Source organism: Enterobacter sp. ECC_219_Taxon_10 (genome assembly GCF_058354905.1).
Genome location: NZ_CM178005.1, coordinates 298,010 through 315,109 on the forward strand (window position 1 = coordinate 298,010; position 17,100 = coordinate 315,109).

17 protein-coding genes are annotated in these 17,100 nt (G+C 57.5%); 13 read left to right on the forward strand and 4 right to left on the reverse strand.

Features of this window, described 5'->3' with window-relative positions; genetic code table 11:
* Nucleotides 1-14 precede the first annotated feature (14 nt).
* From malM to AC4ICF_RS01310, 6 genes are all read left to right on the forward strand, one after another.
* Entirely contained in the window at nucleotides 15-968 is a 954-nt protein-coding gene (gene malM / locus AC4ICF_RS01285) for a maltose operon protein MalM (protein ID WP_316380631.1), read from the forward strand.
* Between the two features lie 180 nt (nucleotides 969-1,148).
* The gene (gene ubiC, locus AC4ICF_RS01290) at nucleotides 1,149-1,646 is read left to right on the forward strand and encodes a chorismate lyase (protein WP_014882105.1); all 498 of its coding nucleotides are present in this window, start codon (nucleotides 1,149-1,151) and stop codon (nucleotides 1,644-1,646) included.
* 13 nt (nucleotides 1,647-1,659) lie between these two features.
* A complete protein-coding gene (gene ubiA, locus AC4ICF_RS01295; protein WP_080329933.1) occupies nucleotides 1,660-2,529 on the forward strand; it encodes a 4-hydroxybenzoate octaprenyltransferase in 870 nt (289 codons plus the stop codon).
* Nucleotides 2,530-2,729: 200 nt separating this feature from the next.
* Entirely contained in the window at nucleotides 2,730-3,701 is a 972-nt protein-coding gene (locus AC4ICF_RS01300) for a TRAP transporter substrate-binding protein (RefSeq protein WP_192984284.1), read from the forward strand.
* 12 nt (nucleotides 3,702-3,713) lie between these two features.
* Nucleotides 3,714-4,223: a TRAP transporter small permease gene (locus AC4ICF_RS01305; protein ID WP_061099578.1), complete on the forward strand. Its 510-nt coding sequence runs from the start codon at nucleotides 3,714-3,716 to the stop codon at nucleotides 4,221-4,223.
* Nucleotides 4,224-4,233: 10 nt separating this feature from the next.
* On the forward strand, nucleotides 4,234-5,520 hold the full coding sequence (locus AC4ICF_RS01310; RefSeq protein ID WP_116343984.1) for a TRAP transporter large permease: 1,287 nt from the start codon (nucleotides 4,234-4,236) through the stop codon (nucleotides 5,518-5,520).
* 58 nt (nucleotides 5,521-5,578) lie between these two features.
* Here AC4ICF_RS01310 and zntA read toward each other — a convergent pair whose 3' ends face one another.
* Nucleotides 5,579-7,750, reverse strand: a complete 2,172-nt coding sequence (zntA, locus tag AC4ICF_RS01315; RefSeq protein ID WP_316380630.1) for a Zn(II)/Cd(II)/Pb(II) translocating P-type ATPase ZntA — start codon at nucleotides 7,748-7,750, stop codon at nucleotides 5,579-5,581.
* Nucleotides 7,751-7,826: 76 nt separating this feature from the next.
* Entirely contained in the window at nucleotides 7,827-8,453 is a 627-nt protein-coding gene (locus AC4ICF_RS01320; RefSeq protein WP_316380629.1) for a lysoplasmalogenase, read from the reverse strand.
* A gap of 129 nt (nucleotides 8,454-8,582) precedes the next feature.
* On the opposite strand from AC4ICF_RS01320, the gene AC4ICF_RS01325 reads away from it, so the two are divergent.
* Complete coding sequence (locus AC4ICF_RS01325; RefSeq protein ID WP_116343987.1) at nucleotides 8,583-8,942, forward strand: DUF2500 domain-containing protein; 360 nt, start codon at nucleotides 8,583-8,585, stop codon at nucleotides 8,940-8,942.
* Between the two features lie 95 nt (nucleotides 8,943-9,037).
* Here AC4ICF_RS01325 and AC4ICF_RS01330 read toward each other — a convergent pair whose 3' ends face one another.
* Nucleotides 9,038-9,319 carry a DUF1145 family protein gene (locus tag AC4ICF_RS01330; RefSeq protein WP_014882110.1) on the reverse strand — a complete coding sequence of 94 codons (282 nt, stop codon included), beginning with the start codon at nucleotides 9,317-9,319 and terminating at the stop codon, nucleotides 9,038-9,040.
* Nucleotides 9,303-9,905, reverse strand: a complete 603-nt coding sequence (rsmD, locus tag AC4ICF_RS01335) for a 16S rRNA (guanine(966)-N(2))-methyltransferase (RefSeq protein WP_028015140.1) — start codon at nucleotides 9,903-9,905, stop codon at nucleotides 9,303-9,305. Before rsmD ends, AC4ICF_RS01330 begins: the two co-directional genes overlap by 17 nt.
* A gap of 127 nt (nucleotides 9,906-10,032) precedes the next feature.
* On the opposite strand from rsmD, the gene ftsY reads away from it, so the two are divergent.
* The 6 genes from ftsY (at nucleotide 10,033) to livJ (ending at nucleotide 17,017) form a co-directional block, all read left to right on the forward strand.
* The gene (gene ftsY / locus AC4ICF_RS01340; protein WP_316380628.1) at nucleotides 10,033-11,493 is read left to right on the forward strand and encodes a signal recognition particle-docking protein FtsY; all 1,461 of its coding nucleotides are present in this window, start codon (nucleotides 10,033-10,035) and stop codon (nucleotides 11,491-11,493) included.
* Nucleotides 11,494-11,495: 2 nt separating this feature from the next.
* Nucleotides 11,496-12,167, forward strand: a complete 672-nt coding sequence (ftsE, locus tag AC4ICF_RS01345; protein ID WP_003861525.1) for a cell division ATP-binding protein FtsE — start codon at nucleotides 11,496-11,498, stop codon at nucleotides 12,165-12,167.
* Entirely contained in the window at nucleotides 12,154-13,209 is a 1,056-nt protein-coding gene (ftsX, locus tag AC4ICF_RS01350; protein ID WP_439210022.1) for a permease-like cell division protein FtsX, read from the forward strand. The genes ftsE and ftsX overlap by 14 nt, the downstream gene beginning before the upstream one ends.
* 251 nt (nucleotides 13,210-13,460) lie before the next feature.
* Nucleotides 13,461-14,318, forward strand: a complete 858-nt coding sequence (rpoH, locus tag AC4ICF_RS01355) for an RNA polymerase sigma factor RpoH (RefSeq protein ID WP_028015143.1) — start codon at nucleotides 13,461-13,463, stop codon at nucleotides 14,316-14,318.
* Between the two features lie 135 nt (nucleotides 14,319-14,453).
* On the forward strand, nucleotides 14,454-15,719 hold the full coding sequence (locus AC4ICF_RS01360; RefSeq protein WP_439210023.1) for a 4-aminobutyrate--2-oxoglutarate transaminase: 1,266 nt from the start codon (nucleotides 14,454-14,456) through the stop codon (nucleotides 15,717-15,719).
* A gap of 197 nt (nucleotides 15,720-15,916) precedes the next feature.
* Nucleotides 15,917-17,017 (forward strand): branched chain amino acid ABC transporter substrate-binding protein LivJ, encoded by a 1,101-nt coding sequence (gene livJ, locus AC4ICF_RS01365; RefSeq protein ID WP_072201786.1) that lies wholly within the window; start codon nucleotides 15,917-15,919, stop codon nucleotides 17,015-17,017.
* The last annotated feature ends 83 nt before the right edge of the window (nucleotides 17,018-17,100 follow it).

Below are 17,100 nucleotides of genomic sequence, written 5' to 3' on the forward strand. Positions count from 1 at the left end.
TTGAGGTGATAACAATGAAAATGAACAAAACTCTCCTTGCCCTTTGTTTATCCGCAGGGCTGCTGGCAAGCGCGCCTGCCGTAACGCTCGCTAACGTCAACTTCGTTCCGCAAAACACAACATCTGCGCCAGCTATTCCGACAGCGGCACTGCAACAGCTTGTCTGGACCCCTGTCGATCAGTCTAAAACCCAGACCACCCAGCTCTCAACGGGCGGCCAGTCGCTTAATGTTCCGGGTATTACCGGCCCGGTCGCTGCGTATAGCGTACCCGCCAATATCGGTGAGCTGGCCATTACCCTGACCAGTGAAGTTAACAAGCAGACGAGAGTATTTGCGCCTAACGTGCTGATTCTCGATCAGAACATGACGCCATCTGCCTTTTTCCCAAGCGAATACTTTACCTATCAGGAACCCGGCGTAATGAGCGCCGATCGTCTGGAAGGCGTCATGCGCCTGACGCCTGCGCTGGGCCAGCAAAAACTCTACGTGCTGGTCTTTACCACCGAGCAGGATCTCCAGAAGACCACCACGCTGCTCGATCCGGCTAAAGCCTACGCAAAAGGCACCGGTAACGCGGTTCCGGACATTCCGGACCCGATCGCACGTCACGTCACCGACGGAACGTTAAAGCTGAAGGTGAAAACGAACAGCGGTTCCAGCGTGCTGGTCGGCCCACTGTTTGGCTCCTCCGGTAACGGCCCTGTGACCGTGGGCAATACCGCAGCACCTGCTTACACCGCACCTGCTGCCACGGCAGCCGCACCGGTCGCCGCCGCAGCGCCAGCCCCGGCGAAGAAAGCGGAGCCGGTACTGAACGACACCGAAGAGTACTTCAACAACGCCATTAAGCAGGCGGTGAAGCGCGGCGATGTCGATAAAGCGCTGAAGCTGCTTGATGAAGCCGAACGTTTAGGTTCAACCACTGCCCGTTCCACCTTTATCAGCAGTGTAAAAGGCAAGGGGTAACCATTTCCCCACAGTGCTGATTTGTTAGTAGTTTAGTGCGCCTGAGTGGGCGCACTTTTTTTCGTATCCGCCATGCTGTTGCGCCCATGTTGCGATCATGATCGTTAAATAACGTTTGGCCCCCCTCAATCTGTGTTTCTGCGATACAATGCCATTACGTTATGTATCGGAGAGTCTGGCATGTCACACCCTGCGCTAACGCAACTGCGTGCGCTGCGCTATTTCGACCAAATACCTGCGCTTGATCCGCAGCAACTGGACTGGTTGTTGCTGGAAGATTCCATGACGAAACGTTTTGAGCAACAGGGTAAAACGGTCACGGTGACCCTGATTCAGGAAGGGTTTGTCTCTGGCGATGAGATCGCCAGCGAGCTGCCGCTGCTGCCGCAGGAGGAACGCTACTGGCTGCGCGAAATTTTGCTCTGTGCCGATGGCGAACCCTGGCTTGCCGGGCGCACGGTGGTGCCCGAATCAACGCTTTCCGGGCCTGAGCTGGCGCTGCAGCGGCTGGGGAAAACGCCGCTGGGACGTTATCTCTTCACCTCATCTGAGCTGACCCGTGATTTTATTGAGATTGGTCGTGATGCCGAACTGTGGGGGCGCCGTTCCCGCCTTCGCCTGAGCGGTAAGCCGTTAATCCTGACGGAGCTTTTTTTACCGGCATCACCGTTGTACTAAGAGGAAGAAAAAAATGGAGTGGAGCCTGACGCAGAATAAGCTGTTGGCGTATCACCGCTTAATGCGTACCGATAAACCCATTGGCGCGCTGCTGCTGCTGTGGCCGACCTTATGGGCGCTGTGGGTGGCCACGCCGGGCGTGCCGCCGCTGTGGATCCTGGGCGTGTTTGTTGCCGGCGTCTGGCTGATGCGCGCGGCGGGCTGCGTGGTGAATGACTATGCCGATCGTAAATTTGACGGCCACGTAAAGCGTACTGCCAACCGCCCGCTACCCAGCGGCCAGGTGACCGGAAAAGAAGCCCGCGTGCTGTTCATCGTTCTGGTGCTGCTCTCTTTCCTGCTGGTGTTAACCCTGAACACCATGACGATTCTGCTGTCCGTCGCAGCGCTGGCTCTGGCCTGGGTCTATCCCTTTATGAAGCGCTATACCCACCTGCCTCAGGTGGTGCTGGGGGCGGCGTTTGGCTGGTCGATTCCGATGGCGTTTGCAGCGGTTAGTGAGTCCTTACCGCTTAGCTGCTGGCTGATGTTCCTGGCAAATATTCTCTGGGCCGTAGCGTATGACACGCAATATGCGATGGTTGACCGCGACGATGACCTGAAAATAGGCATTAAATCGACCGCCATCCTCTTTGGTCGTCAGGACAAACTCATTATTGGCATTCTGCAGGTTGCGGTACTGGCGCTGATGGTCGCGATTGCGCGCCTGAACGGGCTGAACTGGGAATTTTACTGGTCGATACTGGTGGCGGGATTGCTGTTTGCCTACCAGCAGAAGCTGATTGCAAAACGCGAACGCGAAGCCTGTTTTAAGGCGTTTATGAACAATAACTATGTCGGTCTGGTGCTGTTTTTAGGGCTGGTCATGAGCTATTTTTCCTGATCGACGCGCGGTCGTGCCCTGCCGGGTATGACCGCATCATCATCCGGCATTACCGCCCTCACAAATTTAAACCGTCGTTTCATAAATTCGCGCTTTTGTGAGGCGCTTCACCTACGCTTCTCCCGGGCTGGTCTATTTTCTAAGCGTAAAAAAATAAAACACTGTTTTAACGCTGACATCACTACCCTGGAGCTGACTCAATGAAAACGACCCTCAAGCCGTTACTGGCCGCGCTGTGCCTGTCTGCTTTTGCCTGCACCGTTTCTGCCCAAACCATCAAAGCTGCCGATGTGCATCCTGAAGGCTACCCGAACGTGGTCGCGGTTCAGCACATGGGTGAAAAACTCAAACAGCAAACCGACGGCAAGCTGGAGATTAAGGTTTTCCCGGGCGGCGTGCTGGGGGATGAAAAGCAGATGATAGAGCAGGCGCAGATGGGGGCGATTGACATGATCCGCGTCTCCATGGCGCCGGTTGCCGCTATCCTGCCGGATATTGAAGTCTTCACGCTGCCGTACGTCTTCCGCGATGAGGACCACATGCACAAGGTGATCGACGGGGATATCGGCAAGCAGATCGGCGACAAGCTGACCGCGAACCCGAAATCGAAGCTGGTCTTCCTCGGCTGGATGGATTCCGGCACCCGTAACCTCATCACCAAAGAGCCGATCGTGAAGCCGGAAGATCTGAAAGGGAAGAAAATCCGCGTGCAGGGTAGCCCGGTAGCGCTCGCCACGCTGAAGGATATGGGGGCGAACTCGGTGGCGATGGGCGTTAGCGAGGTTTACAGCGGTATGCAGACCGGCGTGATTGACGGCGCGGAGAACAACCCGCCCACCTTTATCGCTCACAACTACATGCCGGTTGCTAAAAACTACACTCTTAGCGGCCACTTTATCACCCCCGAAATGCTGCTCTATTCGAAAGTGAAATGGGACAAGCTGAGCGCTGACGAACAGCAAAAAATCCTGACGCTGGCCCGTGAAGCGCAGTTCGAACAGCGCAAGCTGTGGAATGCGTATAACGACCAGGCGCTGGCGAAAATGAAGGCGGGCGGCGTGCAGTTCCACGATATCGATAAGACGGTATTCATCAAGGCCACAGAGCCGGTGCGCGCGCAGTATGGCGACAAGCATCAGGATCTGATGAAAGCCATCGCTGACGTCCAGTAAGCCGGAGTACGTATGTCCGAACTCTACCTGAAGTGGATGGACCGTCTGTATCTGCTCGCCATGGCGGTGGCGGGGATTTCGCTGCTGGTGATGACGATTGTCATCCCCATCGGCATCTTTTCACGCTACGTGCTCAATCGCGGCGAATCCTGGCCGGAGCCGATCGCCATTATCTGCATGGTGACGTTCACCTTCATCGGCGCGGCGGTGAGCTACCGCGCCGGATCGCATATCGCGGTCAACATGCTGACCGACCGTTTGCCCGCGTCGCTGCAACGGCTGTGCGCGCGGGTGGTTGATCTGCTGATGCTGCTGATCTCCGGCCTGATGTGCTGGTACAGCTACTGGCTGTGCGTCGAACTGTGGGAGCAGCCGGTGGCGGAGTTCCCCATCCTGACCTCCGGCGAAAGCTATCTTCCGCTGCCGATTGGGTCGGCGATTTTGATCCTGTTTGTGCTTGAACGCCTGCTGTTTGGCTCACAGGAAAACCGTCCGGTCGTGCTGATCGGCAATCACAGTTAAGGGGTGAACGATGGATGCTTTTGTTTTGTTATTCACCCTCGCCATTTTGCTGGCGCTGGGAATGCCGGTGGCCTTTGCCGTGGGCTTAAGCGCCGTAGCGGGGGCATTGTGGATTGACCTGCCTCTGGAGGCGCTGATGATCCAGATAACCAGCGGGGTGAACAAATTTACCCTGCTGGCGATCCCGTTCTTTATCCTTGCCGGGGCGATCATGGCGGAAGGGGGCATTGCCCGACGGCTGGTCAACTTTGCCTACGTTTTTGTCGGCTTCATTCGCGGCGGGCTGTCGTTGGTGAACATCGTCGCCTCGACGTTCTTCGGCGCGATTTCCGGTTCGTCGGTGGCGGATACGGCGTCCATCGGCAGCGTGATGATCCCGGAAATGGAGAAGAAGGGCTATCCGCGCGAATACGCGGCGGCGGTCACGGCGAGTGGGTCGGTGCAGGCGATTCTCATCCCGCCCAGCCACAACTCGGTGATTTACTCGCTGGCGGCGGGTGGCACGGTCTCCATCGCCACGCTGTTCATTGCGGGCGTCCTGCCGGGCCTGCTGCTTGGCGTGAGTCTGATGGTGCTCTGCCTGTGCTTCGCCCGCAAGCGCGGCTATCCGAAAGGGGACAAAATCCCTCTCAAACAGGCGCTGAAAATCATGCTCGACGCGTTGTGGGGGCTGATGACGGTGGTGATTATCCTCGGCGGGATCCTGTCCGGGATATTTACCGCCACCGAATCCGCCGCCGTGGCCTGCCTGTGGGCGTTCTTCGTCACCATGTTCATCTACCGCGACTACCAGTGGAACGAACTGCCGAAGCTGATGTGCCGCACAGTCAAAACGGTCACCATCGTGATGATTTTGATTGGCTTTGCCGCAGCGTTTGGCGCGGTGATGACCTACATGCAGCTGCCGATGCGCATCACCGAGTTCTTCACGTCGCTGTCCGATAACAAGTACGTGATCCTGATGTACCTCAACATTATGCTGCTGCTGATCGGCACGCTGATGGACATGGCGCCGATCATCCTGATCCTGACCCCGGTGCTGCTGCCGGTGACCAACTCGCTGGGGATTGACCCGGTGCATTTCGGGATGATCATGATGGTCAATTTGGGGATCGGGCTGATCACCCCGCCGGTCGGGTCGGTGCTGTTCGTGGCGAGCGCGGTGAGCAAGCAGAAGATCGAGCACGTTGTGCGGGCGATGCTGCCGTTTTACGGCATGCTGCTGGTAGTGCTGGGGATGGTGACGTACATCCCGGCGATTTCATTATGGTTGCCGGGGGTGTTAGGGATGCAGTGATGCCGTTTTATGCCGGGTGGCGGCTACGCCTTACCCGGCCTGCGGTTCGATAACGATTTTATTTCCGACGCAACAGCCGCAGCGCGTTCGCCGTCACCAGCACCGTCGCCCCGGTGTCCGCCAGCACCGCCAGCCACAGCCCGGTCATACCGAGCAGCGTGGTGACGAGAAATATCCCCTTCAGACCCAGCGCAATGCCGATGTTCTGGCGGATATTGGCGCGCGTCGCCCGCGCCAGGCTAATCATCTGCGCCAGCCCGGTCAGGCGGTTATGGGTCAGCGCCGCATCGGCCGTTTCCAGCGCCACATCGGTACCGCTGCCCATCGCAATACCGAGGGTTGCGGCCTTCATCGCCGGGGCATCGTTAATTCCGTCACCCACCATCGCCAGCGGCGCGCGGCTGTTTAGCTCGGTTACCGCGCTGACCTTATCCGCAGGCAGCAACCCGGCCTTAAACTCGAGCCCCAGCTCGCCGGCAATCGCTGCCGCCGCGCGCGGGTTATCACCGGTCAGGATCACGCCCTGTACGCCTAGTTGATGCAGCTCCGCCACGGCGTCTTTGGCATCATCGCGCAGGGTATCGCGCAGTGCCAGCATGCCCAGCGGCGCGCCGTCCTGCATCACGGCAACGACCGTCTGACCGGCCTGCTCTAATGCCTCAACCTGTGGATGAGATAATGTGCCCGCCGCAACAATCAGTACCTTTTTACCGTCGACGACGGCCTCAATTCCTGACCCGACCAGCGCCCGCTGGGCGGTTGCCGAAGGGATATTCAGCCCGCGTCCCTGCGCTTCACGCACAATCGCCTGCGCCAGCGGGTGAGCCGAGCCCTGCTCCACTGCGGCGGCCAGCGCCAGCAGTTCGTCTTCATCGATCGCCTGCGGGTAGACGCCCGTCACCTGCGGCTTGCCGACGGTCAGCGTACCCGTTTTATCGAAGGCGATATGCCGGATCTGACTGAGCTGTTCCAGCGCCGCGCCGCCCTTAATCAGCGCCCCGCGACGGGCCGCCGCCGCCAGTCCCGAGGTAATCGCCGCCGGCGTGGAGATCACCAGCGCGCACGGGCAGCCGATCAGCAGCAGGGTCAGCCCTTTATAAATCCAGCCCTCCCACGGCGCGCCGAAAAACAGCGGTGGAATCACGGTAACCAGCAGGGCAACCAGCATGATAGCGGGGGTGTAAATCCGGCTGAAGCGGTCGATGAAACGCTCGACGGGCGCGCGGCGTTCTTCGGCTTCTTCAATCAGCTTCAGGATGCGGTCGATGGCGCTATCGCCCGGTTCGGACAGGACTTTGAGCTGTACCAGGCGGTCAACGCTGGTGGCACCGGCAGGGACTTTTTCGCCTGCGGCACGCTCTACCGGAATGGATTCTCCGGTCAGGGCGCTTTCGTCAAAGCTTGCGGTGGCGGTGAGCAGCGTACCGTCGGCTGGCAGGCGTCCGCCCGCGGCCACTTCAATCACATCGCCCGGTCGCAGCGTGCTGATGGCGACAGTTTCACGTTTGCCTTCATTAACCCGCGTGGCGGTTTCGGGCTTCAGCGCCATCAGCGCGCTTACCCCTTTGCGCGCCCGGCTCGCCGCCCAGCCCTCAAGCCGTTCGCCGATTAAGAACAGCAGCAGGACCATCGCCGCTTCCGCCGTCGCGCCGATAAACAGCGCGCCGATGGCCGCCACGCTCATCAGCGTTTCGATGGCGAACCAGCTGCCGCTTCTTATCAGGCGCAGAGCCTGACGGGCTATCGGGAAGAGCCCGACCAGGGTAGTGGCGATAAACGCCATGTTACCGAACGGGTGGTTAATCTGCTCCAGACCCCAGCTGACCGCCATCATGATGATGAGCGTGATAAGGGGCAGGTTTTCTTTTAACGGGGAGTTTTTTTCAGCGGGAGCCGTTTCGCTGCGCAGGGTATAGCCCGCCTTGCTGACGGCAGCTTCAACCTGCTTCATGACGTCGCTATCGGCGCTGACCAGCAGCTTTTCGGTGGCAAACAGCACCTGAACGTAGTTCACGCCCGGCACCTGCTTCACTGCATTTTCCACTTTGCGGGCGCAGGCCGCGCAGTCCATGCCGCTGACCATCCAGCTGTAGCGGTTGCCGCTTTCAGGAGGCGCCTGAGTTTGCGTTTCGCACGCACCTTCGCAGCAGCAGTCGTCTTTCGGCGGAACCGGACTGAGCTTAAGTGCCGAAAATTGTGGAACTTTTTTAGATGTTTCTGGAGTCGACATGGCAGTCTCCGGTAATGATAATTTTCTCATTAACCGCAGCATACACTCTGGAGTCGACTCCAGAGTCAAGGCTTATTTAAATATACAGCGAACGCACAATCAGGAAATGCCCGGCAAAGTAGCAGGCGGATGCAATCGCGTTATCCGCACGGAAGCGGCGGCGATAGTGGCTGCCCAGCCAGACGATATTGCCGAGAAACAGCAGCGCCGCACCGAAGAAGGCGGACATCGCCGGGGCGGTTGGACGGAAGAACCATAGCTCCCCGGCCAGCCACACCATCACCAGCGTCATAGCGATAAACGTACAGACCGGCAGACGCATCTCTTCCAGACGCGACCAAATGACTGCTATCAGCAGGGCGCCAATCACCAGCAGCACCAGCGGCAGCGGCCAGAAGAAGGAGAGCGTCATCTGGCTGGCAAAGTAGATGGTATACAGCAGATGCGACAGGAAGAACGCCCCCACGGCGTACAGCAGGCGCTGGCGCGGCAGCAGGGTTAAGGCATCGCCAATCAGGGAGGCACACAGCCCGGCGAGCACCAGATAGCTAATGGCGTTAAACATCGGGGCTTGCCAGGCTAAAAGCAGAAGCAACAGCAGCGTAACGGGTTTAAACAACCAGCGCTGCCAGGCTGGACCGCGATAGGACGCATCGACGTAAAGCCATGCGGAAAAACAGACAGCGATAAATGACCAAAGCATATTAACTCCCTGTAACTGTTGAGGCTGAATAATCAGTTTCTGATCCAGTGTAGTGACGCGGGCGGGCGTTTGGCAATGCCGGGGCAGGCGAGGTATCCTGAATTCCGCATAATCTGATGGGATGTTTTAATGAGCAAGATGCCGCTGTTTTTCATTATCGTGGTGGCGATTATCGTCATTGCCGCCTCGTTCCGCTTCGTGCAACAGCGCCGCGAGAAGGCGGATAACGATGCCGCACCGCTGATGCAAAAGCGCGTGGTGGTGACCAACAAACGTGAGAAGCCGCTCAACGACCGCCGCTCGCGCCAGCAGCAGGTGACGCCTGCGGGCACAACAATGCGCTATGAAGCGAGCTTTAAGCCAGAAACGGGCGGCCTGGAGATGACCTTCCGCCTGGAGGCGCAGCAGTACCATCGGCTGACGGTGGGAGAGAAAGGAACGCTGAGCTACAAAGGGTCGCGGTTTGAAGGGTTTGAACCGGAGCGGTAATTTTCCCCTCACCCCGGCCCTCTCCCAGAGGGAGAGGGTGTAATCGTCCCCTCTCCCTCTGGGAGAGGGTTAGGGTGAGGGCATCAGGCCGCACCTTACTTCTTCACCTGCGCCTTAAACTTCTTCATCCACACCAGCAGTTCAAACACGCCAAAAATAAACACCCGCAGCTGCTGCCAGCCGGTCATCGGCGGGCCATCTTTTGGCAGACCGTTTTTCAGCATCACCATCTGCAGGGCGTGCATGAACGAGGTGAAAATCAGCGCCACGTTAACGAAGATATTCAACGGGCGCGGGAACGGGTGCACCAGATTCAAAATCAAAAATGCCCAGACGCCCAGCATCAGCAAGCGTCCCAGGTTAATCAGTACCGGCATCGGATCCTCCTTGTGCCTGACGGTGATAAAGACGATAAGCCACCTGGCCTGCGACCTTTTCGCGGTGCAGATCCCAGTGAACGGGAACGGGTGGCAGGCCGTTTTCCACTTCGCTTTCTACATAAATTAGCGCGTCATCCGCCAGCCAGCCATTGTGCTCCAGCAGGGATAACGTCTCTTCCAGTAGCCCCTTGCGGAACGGCGGGTCAACAAACACGACATTATGCGGCGTGCCCTGTTGCGCGAGGAAGCTTAGCGTATTGGTATTTACCACTTTCGCATTCGTCGCCTTCAGCGTCGCCAGATTTTGCTGCAGGGTCTGCGCGACGCCGCGCTCCATCTCCAGCAGCGTGGCGCTGGCAGCATAGCGCGACAGTGCCTCCAGCCCTAAGGCACCGCTTCCGGCGAAGCAGTCCAGGCAATGGGCGTCTACCATTGACGGGGCAAGCCAGTTAAACAGCGTCTCGCGAACGCGGTCGGTGGTGGGGCGTAAACCGGGGCTGTCCGGCACCGGTAATTTCCGGCCTCGCCACTGGCCGCCGATAATGCGAATTTGACCGGCCGGGGCGCGGGTGGGTTTCTTCATCTCTGGAAAGCTCTGTTAACCATTGCCCTGCGATTGCGGGCGGTGATGTCAATTAAGTAAAGTGTTAGACTATTTCATCATTTTTTTAGCTTCCCTGTATATAGCGCCGCGAGGAGTGTAGTCGCAGATGGCAAAACAAAAAAAACGTGGCTTCTTTTCCTGGTTGGGTTTCGGTGAAAAAGAGCAAGAAACAGAACAGAAAACCGAAGAACAACAGGTTGCAGAAGAGCAGTCACAGCCTGAAACGCCAGTAGAAACCGCTGCGGTTGTCGAAGCGGAAGAGCCTGCCCACAGCAAAGAAGAGATTGAATCCTTTGCTGAAGAGGTGGTTGAGGTTACTGAACAGGTTCAGGAGAGCGAGAAGCCAGAGCCGGTCGTCATCGAGACCGTTGCCGATGCGCCTCAGGCCGCAACAGAACATGAAGAGCTGCCGCTACCGGAAGAGGTCAACGCCGAAGAGATGTCTGCCGAAGAGTGGCAGGCCGAAGCGGAAACCGTTGAAATCGTTGAGGCGGTGGAAGAAGAGGCGGCACTTGAGCCAGATCTGACCGACGAAGAGCTGGAAGCCCAGGCGCTGGCGGCGGAAGCCGCGGAAGAGTCAGTCATCGTTGTGCCGGTGGAAGAGCAGGCCGAAGAAGAGATCGTGCAGGAGCAGGAAAAACCGACCAAAGAAGGTTTCTTCGCGCGCCTGAAGCGCAGCCTGCTCAAAACCAAAGAAAACTTAGGTTCCGGATTTATCAGTCTGTTCCGCGGCAAGAAGATCGACGACGATCTGTTTGAAGAGCTGGAAGAGCAACTGCTGATTGCGGACGTGGGCGTGGAAACTACCCGTAAGATCATCACCAACCTGACCGAAGGGGCGAGCCGCAAACAGTTGCGCGACGCCGAGGCGCTGTACGGCCTGCTGAAAGACGAGATGGGTGAAATTCTCGCAAAAGTTGACGAACCGCTTAATATTGAAGGCAAAACGCCATTTGTTATTCTGATGGTTGGCGTCAACGGCGTGGGTAAAACCACCACCATCGGCAAGCTGGCGCGTCAGTTTGAGCAGCAGGGCAAATCGGTGATGCTGGCGGCGGGCGATACCTTCCGTGCGGCAGCGGTTGAACAGCTCCAGGTGTGGGGCCAGCGCAACAACATTCCGGTGATTGCCCAGCACACCGGCGCGGATTCCGCGTCCGTGATTTTCGACGCCATCCAGGCGGCGAAGTCGCGCAACGTGGACGTGCTGATTGCCGACACCGCAGGGCGTTTGCAGAACAAATCGCACCTGATGGAAGAGTTGAAGAAAATCGTCCGCGTCATGAAGAAGCTGGACGAAGATGCACCGCATGAAATTATGCTGACTATCGACGCCAGCACCGGGCAGAACGCCATTAGCCAGGCGAAGCTGTTCCATGAAGCGGTAGGACTGACGGGGATCGCGCTGACCAAGCTGGACGGCACCGCGAAAGGCGGGGTGATCTTCTCCGTGGCCGACCAGTTCGGCATTCCTATCCGCTACATCGGTGTGGGCGAGCGTATTGAGGATTTGCGTCCGTTTAAGGCGGACGACTTTATTGAGGCATTATTTGCCCGAGAGGACTAACAATGATTCGCTTTGAACACGTCAGCAAGGCCTATCTCGGTGGGAGACAAGCGCTGCAGGGGGTGACGTTCCACCTGCAGCCGGGCGAGATGGCATTCCTGACCGGCCATTCCGGCGCGGGGAAAAGTACCCTGCTCAAGCTTATCTGTGGGATAGAACGGCCAAGCGCCGGGAAAATCTGGTTCAGCGGCCACGAAATTAGCCGTCTGAAAAACCGCGAAGTGCCGTTTCTGCGTCGTCAGATCGGCATGATTTTCCAGGATCACCACCTGCTGATGGATCGCACCGTTTTCGATAACGTGGCGATCCCGCTGATTATTGCCGGCGCCAGCTATGACGATATCCGTCGTCGCGTCTCTGCGGCGCTGGATAAGGTCGGGCTGCTGGACAAAGCGAAGAACTTCCCGATCCAGCTCTCCGGCGGTGAACAGCAGCGCGTCGGCATCGCCCGCGCGGTGGTGAACAAGCCTGCGGTACTGCTGGCGGATGAACCGACCGGTAACCTGGACGATGCCCTGTCCGAAGGGATTTTGCGTCTGTTTGAGGAATTCAACCGCGTAGGGGTAACGGTACTGATGGCGACGCACGATATGGGACTCATTTCTCGTCGTTCGTACCGCATGCTGACCCTGAGCGACGGGCATTTGCACGGAGGCCACGGTGAACAAGCGTGATGCAATGAACCAGATTCGGCAGTTCGGGAACCGGTTTGACCGTTTCCATAAGCCGCAGGGCGGCGGTGACGGCAATCGTAATGCGCCTAAGCGCCAGAAAGCGGCGCCGAAGCCGGCCTCCCGCAAGACCAACGTGTTTAACGAGCAGGTGCGTTACGCCTTCCACGGCGCGCTGCAGGACCTGAAAAGCAAACCGCTGGCGACGTTCCTGACGGTGATGGTGATTGCCATCTCCCTGACGCTGCCAAGCGTCTGCTACATGGTCTATAAGAACGTCAACCAGGCGGCGTCGCAGTATTATCCGTCACCGCAGATCACCGTTTATCTGGATAAAGCGCTCGACGATAACGCGGCGGCGCAGGTGGTCGGGCAAATCCAGGCCGAGCAGGGCGTGGAAAAGGTCAATTATCTTTCCCGTGAAGAAGCGCTGGGCGAGTTCCGTAACTGGTCAGGCTTTGGCGGCGCGCTGGATATGCTCGAAGAGAACCCGCTGCCTGCTGTGGCGGTGGTGATCCCGAAGCTTGATTTCCAGGGAACCGATTCGCTGAATACCCTGCGCGACCGCATCACCCGCATCAACGGGATTGATGAAGTACGCATGGACGACAGCTGGTTTGCCCGTCTTGCGGCTCTGACCGGGCTGGTGGGACGCGTGTCGGCGATGATCGGCGTGCTGATGGTGGCGGCGGTGTTCCTCGTCATCGGTAACAGCGTGCGTCTGAGCATCTTCGCGCGCCGTGATACCATCAACGTACAGAAACTGATTGGCGCAACGGACGGTTTCATCCTGCGTCCGTTCCTTTACGGCGGCGCGCTGCTCGGTTTTTCCGGCGCATTTCTTTCACTGATATTGTCAGAAATTTTGGTGATGCGGCTTTCGTCTGCCGTCACTGAAGTGGCGCAGGTTTTCGGAACTAAGTTTGATATCAGTGGGTTAGGCTTCGATGAGTGCCTGCTGTTGCTGCTGGTGTGCTCCATGATCGGCTGGATTGCCGCATGGCTGGCAACGGTTCAACATTTACGCCACTTTACTCCCGACTAATAAAAGCGTGATATAATCTTTCCCTGCACCGAGATGTTCGCTCTGCAGGGAAAGCGTCCCTGTTGTCTCTTCCCCTGTTATCATCTCCATGTCACATTTTGTGCGTAATTTATTCACCGTTGCACCTGGAACTTGTGGATAAAATCACTGTCTGATAAAAGAGTGAATGCTAATCTCGTTGCTCAAACGCTTTGGCATGGTTGTTGCCTGACGGGGACAGCCTGGACCAGAAGAAACATTGAGAGGAATGAATGACCAAAGAAATGCAAACTTTAGCTTTAGCCCCTGTTGGTAACCTGGAATCCTATATCCGGGCTGCGAACACCTGGCCGATGTTAACGGCCGAGGAAGAAAAGGAGCTTGCTGAAAAGCTGCATTACCAGGGCGATCTGGAAGCAGCGAAGAAGCTGATCCTGTCTCACCTGCGCTTTGTTGTTCACATTGCTCGTAACTATGCGGGCTATGGCCTGCCGCAGGCGGACTTGATTCAGGAAGGTAACATCGGCCTGATGAAGGCTGTACGTCGCTTTAACCCGGAAGTGGGCGTGCGACTGGTCTCCTTCGCCGTGCACTGGATCAAAGCAGAAATTCATGAATACGTGCTGCGCAACTGGCGTATCGTGAAGGTCGCCACGACAAAAGCGCAACGTAAGCTGTTCTTCAACCTGCGTAAAACCAAGCAGCGTCTGGGCTGGTTCAATCAGGATGAAGTGGAAATGGTGGCGCGTGAGCTGGGCGTATCCAGCAAAGACGTGCGTGAGATGGAATCCCGTATGGCCGCTCAGGACATGACTTTCGATATGTCCTCCGACGACGACGCATCTGACAGCCAGCCGATGGCACCGGTTCTGTATCTGCAGGATAAAACCTCTAACTTTGCCGACGGCATCGAAGAGGATAACTGGGAAGATCAGGCCGCGAACAAGCTGACCCATGCGATGGAAGGCCTCGACGAACGTAGCCAGGACATTATCCGCGCCCGCTGGCTGGACGAAGACAACAAGTCCACGCTGCAGGAGCTGGCCGACCGCTACGGCGTTTCTGCGGAACGTGTTCGTCAGCTTGAAAAGAACGCCATGAAAAAACTTCGCGCCGCTATCGAAGCGTAATTACCGCGAATAACACCGAGAACCCCTGGATGAGAGTCTGGGGGTTTTGTTTTTTTAGCGCCCGCTCTGGCGAATTCCCTCCCCCTGGCAAACACTTACTGATGCGCTAAGCAGGCGACTTCTCAGGGGGACAGGGTGAAAAATAACGAACTGAACGACCGGCGTTTACACGCGACGCCGCGCGGCATCGGCGTCATGTGTAACTTCTATGCCGACAAAGCCGAAAACGCCACGGTGTGGGACGTGGAAGGCAATGAGTACATCGACTTCGCCGCCGGGATCGCGGTGCTGAATACCGGCCATCGCCATCCCAAAGTCATCTCCGCTATAGAAAAACAACTCCACGCGTTTACCCACACGGCCTACCAGATTGTGCCGTACGAAGGCTACGTGGCGCTTGCCGAGCGCATCAACCAGCGCGTGCCGATTGACGGTCCGGCCAAAATCGCGTTCTTCTCGACGGGGGCTGAGGCAGTCGAAAACGCGGTCAAAATTGCCCGCGCGTACACCAGGCGCCCTGGCCTTATCACCTTCGGCGGCGCGTTCCACGGCCGCACTTTTATGACCATGGCGCTGACCGGTAAAGTCGCGCCGTACAAGCTCGGCTTCGGCCCGTTCCCCGGCTCGGTGTATCACGCGCAGTATCCGAACGAGCTGCACGGCGTCAGCACGGCGGAAGCGTTGAAAAGCCTGGAACGCATCTTCAAAGCGGATATCGCTCCTGACCAGGTCGCGGCCATTATTCTCGAACCGGTTCAGGGGGAGGGCGGTTTCAACATCGCGCCCGCTGATTTTATGCAGGCCCTTCGCGCCCTGTGCGATACCCACGGCATTTTGCTGATTGCTGACGAGGTACAAAGCGGCTTCGCCCGCACCGGCAAGCTTTTCTCGATGGAACACCACTGCGTGAAGCCGGACCTGATCACCATGGCAAAAAGCCTGGCGGGCGGGATGCCGCTTTCAGCGGTATCGGGCCGTGCCGACGTGATGGACGCGCCTGCGCCGGGCGGGCTGGGCGGCACCTACGCGGGTAATCCGCTGGCGATTGCCGCAGCGCACGCGGTGCTGGACGTGATTGATGAGGAAGATCTCTGCACGCGCTCGGCGCATCTCGGTCATCACCTGGTGGAAGTGCTCAATAAAGCCAAGGAACACTGCCCATATATCGCTGACATTCGCGCACAGGGCTCGATGGTGGCGGTAGAGTTTAACGATCCGCAATCCGGGCAGCCTTCGCCGGAATTCACCCGCCAGGTGCAGGAACGCGCGTTGAACGAAGGGCTGCTTCTGCTGAGCTGCGGCGTGTACGGCAACGTTATCCGCTTCCTCTATCCGCTTACCATCCCAGAAGCGCAGTTCCGTAAAGCGCTGGATATTATCTCCGCGTCGCTGACACGTTAAAGCCACAAGCCCGGCGGTAAATCCTGTCGGGCTTATCATATATTCATTTCAAATTAGCTATTCCAAAATCATAAAAATGGGGTATGTTTTAGCAGAGTATGCTGAAAAAGCGCGAACAGCACACCAATAACTGAAATAAAGCGCTGCACAACAACATCACAACAATCGTAATAACCATAATAATGGGGAATCTCAGGATGAACATGAAGGGTAAAGCGTTACTGGCAGGATGTATCGCGTTGGCATTCAGCACCATGGCACAGGCAGATATAAAAGTGGCTGTTGTGGGCGCAATGTCCGGTCCGGTAGCACAGTACGGCGACCAGGAGTTTACAGGCGCTGAACAGGCGGTTGCAGACATTAATGCTAAGGGCGGCATCAAGGGAGAAAAACTGCAGATCGTAAAATACGACGATGCCTGTGACCCGAAGCAAGCGGTCGCGGTGGCGAACAAAGTGGTGAACGACGGGATCAAATACGTTATCGGTCACCTCTGCTCCTCCTCTACTCAGCCAGCGTCTGACATCTACGAAGACGAAGGTATTCTGATGATCACTCCGGCTGCAACTGCACCAGAGCTGACCGCGCGAGGCTATAAGCTGACCCTGCGCACCACGGGTCTGGACTCCGATCAGGGCCCAACGGCGGCTAAGTACATTCTGGAAAAAGTGAAGCCGCAGCGTATCGCGATTGTTCACGACAAACAGCAGTATGGTGAAGGTCTGGCCCGTGCGGTGCAGGACGGTCTGAAAAAAGGCAATGCCAACGTGGTCTTCTTTGACGGGATCACCGCCGGTGAGAAAGACTTCTCCACGTTGGTGGCGCGTCTGAAGAAAGAGAATATTGATTTCGTTTACTACGGCGGCTACCACCCTGAAATGGGCCAGATCCTGCGTCAGGCGCGTGCGGCGGGTCTGAAAACCCAGTTCATGGGGCCGGAAGGCGTGGCGAACGTGTCTTTGTCTAACATCGCGGGTGAATCAGCCGAAGGCCTGCTGGTAACCAAGCCGAAGAACTACGACCAGGTGCCAGCGAACAAACCTATCGTGGATGCCATCAAGGCGAAGAAACAGGATCCAAGCGGCGCGTTCGTCTGGACTACCTACGCTGCGCTGCAGTCCCTGCAGGCGGGTCTGAACCAGTCAGCCGATCCGGCTGAGATTGCTACCTGGCTGAAAGCGAACACGGTCGAAACCGTCATGGGGCCGCTGTCCTGGGATGCGAAGGGCGATCTGAAGGGCTTCGAGTTCGGCGTGTTTGACTGGCATGCGAACGGCACGGCGACAGACGCCAAATAAAAGCAAAAAGGCAACGTAAGTTGCCTTTTTTAATGTTTTCTCCCTCTCCCCGTGGGAGAGGGCCGGGGTGAGGGCATCAGGCC